The sequence below is a fragment of the Methylobacterium sp. E-045 genome (assembly GCF_022829685.1).
In the GTDB taxonomy this organism is placed as follows: domain Bacteria; phylum Pseudomonadota; class Alphaproteobacteria; order Rhizobiales; family Beijerinckiaceae; genus Methylobacterium.
This window is the reverse complement of record NZ_JAKSYE010000126.1, coordinates 1-5,464: the sequence shown is the minus strand read 5'-3', so window position 1 is coordinate 5,464 and position 5,464 is coordinate 1. Positions and strand designations below refer to the sequence as shown.

Sequence of the window (5,464 nt, the reverse complement as noted above, 5' to 3'; positions counted from 1 at the left end):
ATACGTTCACATCGGTATTGAGGAACCAGAAGACCTGGTAATTGACCGATTCCCTTTCGGGGGTCTCGGTTTTAGTGCCGCAGGAGCCGGTCCAGGGTCGCCAGATGCCGCCGAAGGCGAAGAGCGGCCGGTTGTCATCGAGGTCGAACCACGTCGGTGTCTTCTTTGGCTTGGTGTCCGCGTACTCGCTGACGGAGGACACCGGGACGAGGCAGCGGTATTCCGGCTTGAGCCAAGGCCGCCAGTGCAGGCTCTTCACGTTCCGCACGTTCGTGACCGGATGCTCCCCGTACTGCTTCGGACCCGGGATGCCCCAACGGAACATCTCAAGGGTCCGCCTGCCGTTCTCGATCCGCACGATGGGCGTCATCTGGTCGGGGAAGATGCCGGGCATTCTCGGCAGGTTGCCGGCGCGGCCCTCCTCCACACCGAACACCTCACGAATCTCCACTTGTGACGTGACCAAGCTGTAGAGGTTGCACAGCGTTCACGTCCCTAGATAGCCACGGGTCGCCTTCACGCCAGCGGCTCGCGAGAATCCAGGCGGACTGCGGAACGAGCGAAAGCCATGCGGTGAGGGTATGCGGTCGTTCGACAAGCCGGACACCGCCCTTCCGAGCCATCCGAGGTTTTGCGCGTGATAGAACCGTACCCGTGTGAAGGAAGAGCGCTTACCGGTCGGACGCAAGGTGCTGCTAGCTAATCGGTCTGCCGGACACTCAGCCGAGATGCGGTTCGCACAATCGACAACACGTCGCGGCGAAGGTCACTGTCCTCGATGGATACATAGGCGGCGAGGATTTCGATAGCGCCAGGCTCAGCGAGGAAGGGGAACATCTCGTCCTGTCCCTGGGGCTCGCCCTCGCCGAACAGCACTGACATTGGCACTTCGAGAAACTGAGCGATCTGCTGCAGCCGGCCGCTGCTAACGCGGTTCGCTCCTTTTTCGTACTTCTGGATCTGCTGAAACGTGACACCGACGTGCTGGCCCAACTCAGTCTGCGACAGCCCCTTTGCCTCTCGAAGGGTTGCGATGCGCAAGCCGATGGCACGGTCAACGTCTGTCGTAGATTTAACATTCAAACCGGGAACCGCCTCTATTTAGTAATAATTAATCATGATGCCATTTCAAATGTGAAATATTGCTCATCCCCCTTTGAGGCTTATGGCGCCAGCTCTTGGTTGGTACGCTGTAGCTCTGCAGTGTTGCAAGATCGCACTATCGCTGCTGGCGCATTCAGGGCTCTATGTCGTTCAAATTCATCGCACGGGCCAATGACTTCCATGTTCAAGACGCTCCTCCTCGCCACTGCGGCCACCGCTCTCCTGGCTGGCGCCGCTTCGGCCGCCGACCTTCCGCGTCGCGCCGCTCCGCCGGTGTTCGTTCCCGTGCCGGTGTTCACCTGGACGGGCGCCTACTTCGGTATCAACGCCGGCTACGGCTTCGACGCCAGCAGCAACAGCAACCGCTACAACCTGCCGGCCAGCTCCGTGCTGAACTCCTACGGCACCTCGGGCGTCCTCGTGCTGAACAACAGCGACAATCACGAAGGCTTCGTCGGCGGTGGCCAGGTTGGCTACAACTATCAGTTTACCCCGGGCTCGGGCGTGGTCGTCGGTATCGAGGCCGATGCCCAGTACACCGACTTCGGCAACAAGAGCCGCACCGTGACCGGCACGTTCACGCCGAACGGTGGCCCGGCTCAGAGCCAGGCCGTTCGGATCGCCGGCAACGAGATGAACTTCTTCGGCACGGTCCGTGGCCGCCTCGGCTACGCCTTCGATCGCGTTCTCGTGTACGGCACCGGCGGCTTCGCCTACGGCGACGGCGCCACCGGTGGTGACGATTTCCGCACCGGCTACACCGCCGGCGGTGGTATCGAGTACGCCCTCCCCACCGACTCCTTCTTCAACTTCTTCAAGTCGTCTGCCGTGACGCTCAAGGTCGAAGGCTTGTACGTGAACCTCGATCAGGAGAACGGTCGCGGTGCCCGCTCCGTATACAACCCCCGGACGGACGTGCTGTCTCTGAGCAGCACGGCGCGCGAGACCGAGTTCGCCGTCGTCCGCGCTGGTCTGAACTACAAGTTCGGATCTTACTAAGGCTTTTCGCCTTATATCGTCTGCCTGAGCATCCCCGGCCCGATCCAGCTGGTCGCTCAGCTAACAGACGCCCTAGGAGCTTCTCCTGGGGCGTTTTTCGTATGTGCATCGATCTCATCAGGGTGGTGAGAGGATCTGCCCAGCTAGTAGGCGGATGAGCGCATCCCGATGGCGTAAGCGGGCTCGCACACACTCTTGCCGAACTTCAGGAGGATCGTGGCTGTGGTGCGGGTCCTGTCCCGCTGCACACCGGAGCGAGCACGCCTATGATCAAAATCCTGACGGCGATCCTATCGGTCTTCGTAGTCCTGGCGCTGGGTGCCTGCCTCACGGTCCTGGCGCTTCCCTTCCGAGCCATCCGTGGTCTGGTTCGTAGCCGAGCCCTGCCTGCCTGAAGTGGGTCTTCCTTCAGCACCTTAACGGTTTGTTGCCGACGTCCGGTTAGGAAGTCTCAATCTTTTGAGGACCTCCCATGCGCGTGCTGCTGATTGAGGACGACGCTTCGATCGCGCAGAGCATCGAACTGATGCTCAAGTCGGAGAGCTTCAACACCTACACGACGGATCTCGGCGAGGAAGGAATCGACCTCGGCAAGCTCTACGATTACGACATCATCCTGCTCGATCTGACCCTCCCGGATATCTCGGGCTACGAGGTGCTGCGCTCGTTGCGCGTTGCGAAGGTCAAAACGCCGATCCTGATCCTCTCCGGCATGGCCGGCATCGAGGACAAGGTGAAGGGCCTCGGCTTTGGAGCCGATGACTACCTCACCAAACCGTTCCACAAGGACGAGCTGGTCGCCCGCATCCACGCGATCGTGCGCCGCTCCAAGGGCCATGCCCAGTCGGTCATCACTACCGGCGATCTGACCGTGAACCTCGACGAGAAGATGGTGGCCATTGCTGGCAACCGGGTCCATCTCACCAGCAAGGAGTACCAGATCCTGGAGCTCCTCGCGCTGCGGAAGGGCACGACCCTCACGAAAGAGATGTTCCTAAACCATCTCTACGGCGGCATGGACGAGCCCGAGCTCAAAATTATCGACGTCTTCATCTGCAAGCTGCGCAAGAAGCTCGCCAACGCCTCCTCCGGCAAGAACTACATCGAGACCGTCTGGGGCCGCGGCTACGTGCTGCGCGATGGGATGGCCGAGATGCAGGCTTTGGCTGGCTGAGACGCTCCAGCGCACTCACCGTGCATCTCGGACGCGCCTCCGATTGCCCTGGAGCTATGCTTGGCAGCATGGCTCTCGAGGTTAGCTCGACCTCGAGGTGGCGAACCCTGCGGCCCTCTTTGCGGAAGGGTGGGGGGTCGAAAGTTCGGGGCGGTAGGAGTGACGACCGCATAGGGTGGCACGCGCAGATTTTTTCCTTCCCGTGCGATAGCAAGTGCGGAGTCCGCAGCTAAGTCACTGGCAGATATATCGTTTTCTCATCTTTTGAATTCCACCTCCTCCGCAGCGCATTCAAAGGGGTATCCACGCCTCTGGTCGTGGTGATCAGGGCCTCAGCCCGCCCGCTCGTCCTTGTTGCGGATGATCGGACTGAAGTCGTCCAGTGCGCGTGGCGGCTCACGTGCCACCGCCTCGTGCAGCTCACGGAGGCTATCGGCAATCAGATTGCGGATCTCGATCTTGATCCCTTTCAGAAAAGTCCGTGCTCCGGCCGTACCGCCTTGACTGACGGCGAGGGAAAGCGCGTCGGCTCGGGCTTCGAGCCGGTCGAGCGGCCGAATCATGGCCGAGAAGATTCGTACGGCATCGGCGGCGAATTGGTCGACCGGCACGAGTAGCTCGAGATCACGGCCAAGCGCGATCTTCTCGCGGTCGGCCTGGTACGCCATGCGCCGTGCCTGCTCGACCGTGTAGACCGGATCACCGGGTGAGCTGTTGGGTGCGAGTGTGTCCCTGCGTGTCGCATGCCCCAGGTCGCGAACGAGGTCAGTGGTCTGACCCACCGCCTCCTCGTATTCGGCAACGTTGACAAGCTTGACGCGACCCTTGCCCGGACGAGTACGGAGTAGACCCTGTGCCTCGAGGCGAGAAACCCGCTCAGAGACAGCAGCTTTGCCGAGGCTCTTTTCGATCGCGAGCTCGGAGATGCTGAGCCACAGACCCTCGGCCGGAGGCGTGTTCGGTGCCTTATCCATCATGTTCGGTATGTTCGGTCAGAAGGGGGAGGGTCGCGCTAGCGCGAGTTCGGATGCTTTTCGCCCGCAGGCTTGGGACGAAGGGGAGGGACCCGCACGAGCAGGACCGTTTGGTGGTTCAGGGCAGGCAGATCGCTCGCGCTGGCCGAGGGGCCGGGAGGACGTAGGCCGTACCGGCCGCGTCGTCGTCGTACGCCAACTTGGTCATGGCTTTGGACGGCGATGCGTAGCGTCGCTCGAGGGCAAGCGTTAGCCCGTTCGCGTGAGCGTTTGATGCGTTAGCCCTGAATTCCAACCCGCCTCACTGGTAGGATCGCGGATGCTGGGCGCTCGTAAGCCGAGCCGGCCGGAAGGGACCCGAACAGCACACGACGGTTCGGTACGCAGATGCGAGAGGGACATGCTTTCGCCTGTTGCCCAACTTTGTGAGGATCACGGATCGGTGCGGTTACCGCCAAGCACCGTGACGATGCGCAGATCTGCCAGAAGTCAGCCTCTGCGGAAGAAAACGTCTCGCGCGTCCTTGTGAACTCAACCCTTTCGTGGCGTCCCTAGTATGGTCAAGATTTTTCCCCCGTCAAAATCGGTGTTTTTGACCAATTGTTTTGAGGTTTTATCAAGCGATGACAGAAGCTTAGATGACACCTATCACAAACTCAAACTGGCCGTTTAGTGGATGCATAGACAGGATTTTCCTGCCCGTACCGATGGTCCGCCTGTGCGCAGCTGAAGCTCCAGCGACTGGAACCGATGGGGCACGAGTCGAAAGCGATCGAGCGGTACGATCATGCCGTACGGAACGCGTTCTGCGGCGCAATCGATCTCCAGCTCTCAGTCGTCCCGTAACGGCGATCAAGGCGCTCCTGCATCGAAGCCCTGCCGCCTCTACTTCTGCCAGCTCTCGCTGGGTTATCCCCAAAATGAAACGCCAAGGCATGGCGCCGGGACCGAAGCCAGGTTTGGGACTGCGCGAGGGTTTGCGAGGGTTTGCGAGCGTTTCGTGCACGCGAGTCGAGGCGAAAACCAGCGCCACAACTTTCAGTTTTTATCGCTGTACGTTATTTGCGAAAGCTTATCCACCCCCCGCGCACATTACTAAAAGGTCGTATACAAAACAGTAAATCAAGACTTAATAGTTTGATAATACGAGCCAAAAACCTGTCACACCCCCAAAAGACCCCCGAAAGGACTAGCAAAAGCGTGAAAACTACCC

Annotated in this window: 6 protein-coding genes; 3 read left to right on the top strand and 3 right to left on the bottom strand. The window is 60.3% G+C overall.

Going from position 1 to position 5,464, the window contains the following annotated elements; genetic code table 11:
* Both MKK51_RS25460 and MKK51_RS25455 read right to left on the bottom strand, forming a co-directional pair.
* A partial coding sequence (locus MKK51_RS25460; RefSeq protein ID WP_243982317.1) for an SOS response-associated peptidase family protein occupies positions 1 to 484 on the bottom strand: 484 nt, incomplete at its 3' end.
* Positions 485 to 699: 215 nt separating this feature from the next.
* Positions 700 to 1,083 carry a helix-turn-helix domain-containing protein gene (locus MKK51_RS25455; protein ID WP_243982315.1) on the bottom strand — a complete coding sequence of 128 codons (384 nt, stop codon included), beginning with the start codon at positions 1,081 to 1,083 and terminating at the stop codon, positions 700 to 702.
* A gap of 201 nt (positions 1,084 to 1,284) precedes the next feature.
* Here MKK51_RS25455 and MKK51_RS25450 point away from each other — a divergent pair, with 201 nt between their 5' ends.
* The 3 genes from MKK51_RS25450 (at position 1,285) to ctrA (ending at position 3,277) form a co-directional block, all read left to right on the top strand.
* The gene (locus MKK51_RS25450) at positions 1,285 to 2,103 is read left to right on the top strand and encodes an outer membrane protein (RefSeq protein WP_243982313.1); all 819 of its coding nucleotides are present in this window, start codon (positions 1,285 to 1,287) and stop codon (positions 2,101 to 2,103) included.
* Positions 2,104 to 2,369: 266 nt separating this feature from the next.
* A complete protein-coding gene (locus MKK51_RS27310; RefSeq protein ID WP_279601323.1) occupies positions 2,370 to 2,498 on the top strand; it encodes a hypothetical protein in 129 nt (42 codons plus the stop codon).
* Positions 2,499 to 2,575: 77 nt separating this feature from the next.
* Positions 2,576 to 3,277, top strand: coding sequence for a response regulator transcription factor CtrA (gene ctrA, locus MKK51_RS25445; protein ID WP_243982311.1), 702 nt, complete (start codon positions 2,576 to 2,578; stop codon positions 3,275 to 3,277).
* Positions 3,278 to 3,609: 332 nt separating this feature from the next.
* Here the strand turns inward: ctrA and MKK51_RS25440 are convergent, their stop codons facing one another.
* Positions 3,610 to 4,254: a hypothetical protein gene (locus MKK51_RS25440; protein WP_243982310.1), complete on the bottom strand. Its 645-nt coding sequence runs from the start codon at positions 4,252 to 4,254 to the stop codon at positions 3,610 to 3,612.
* Positions 4,255 to 5,464 lie beyond the last annotated feature (1,210 nt).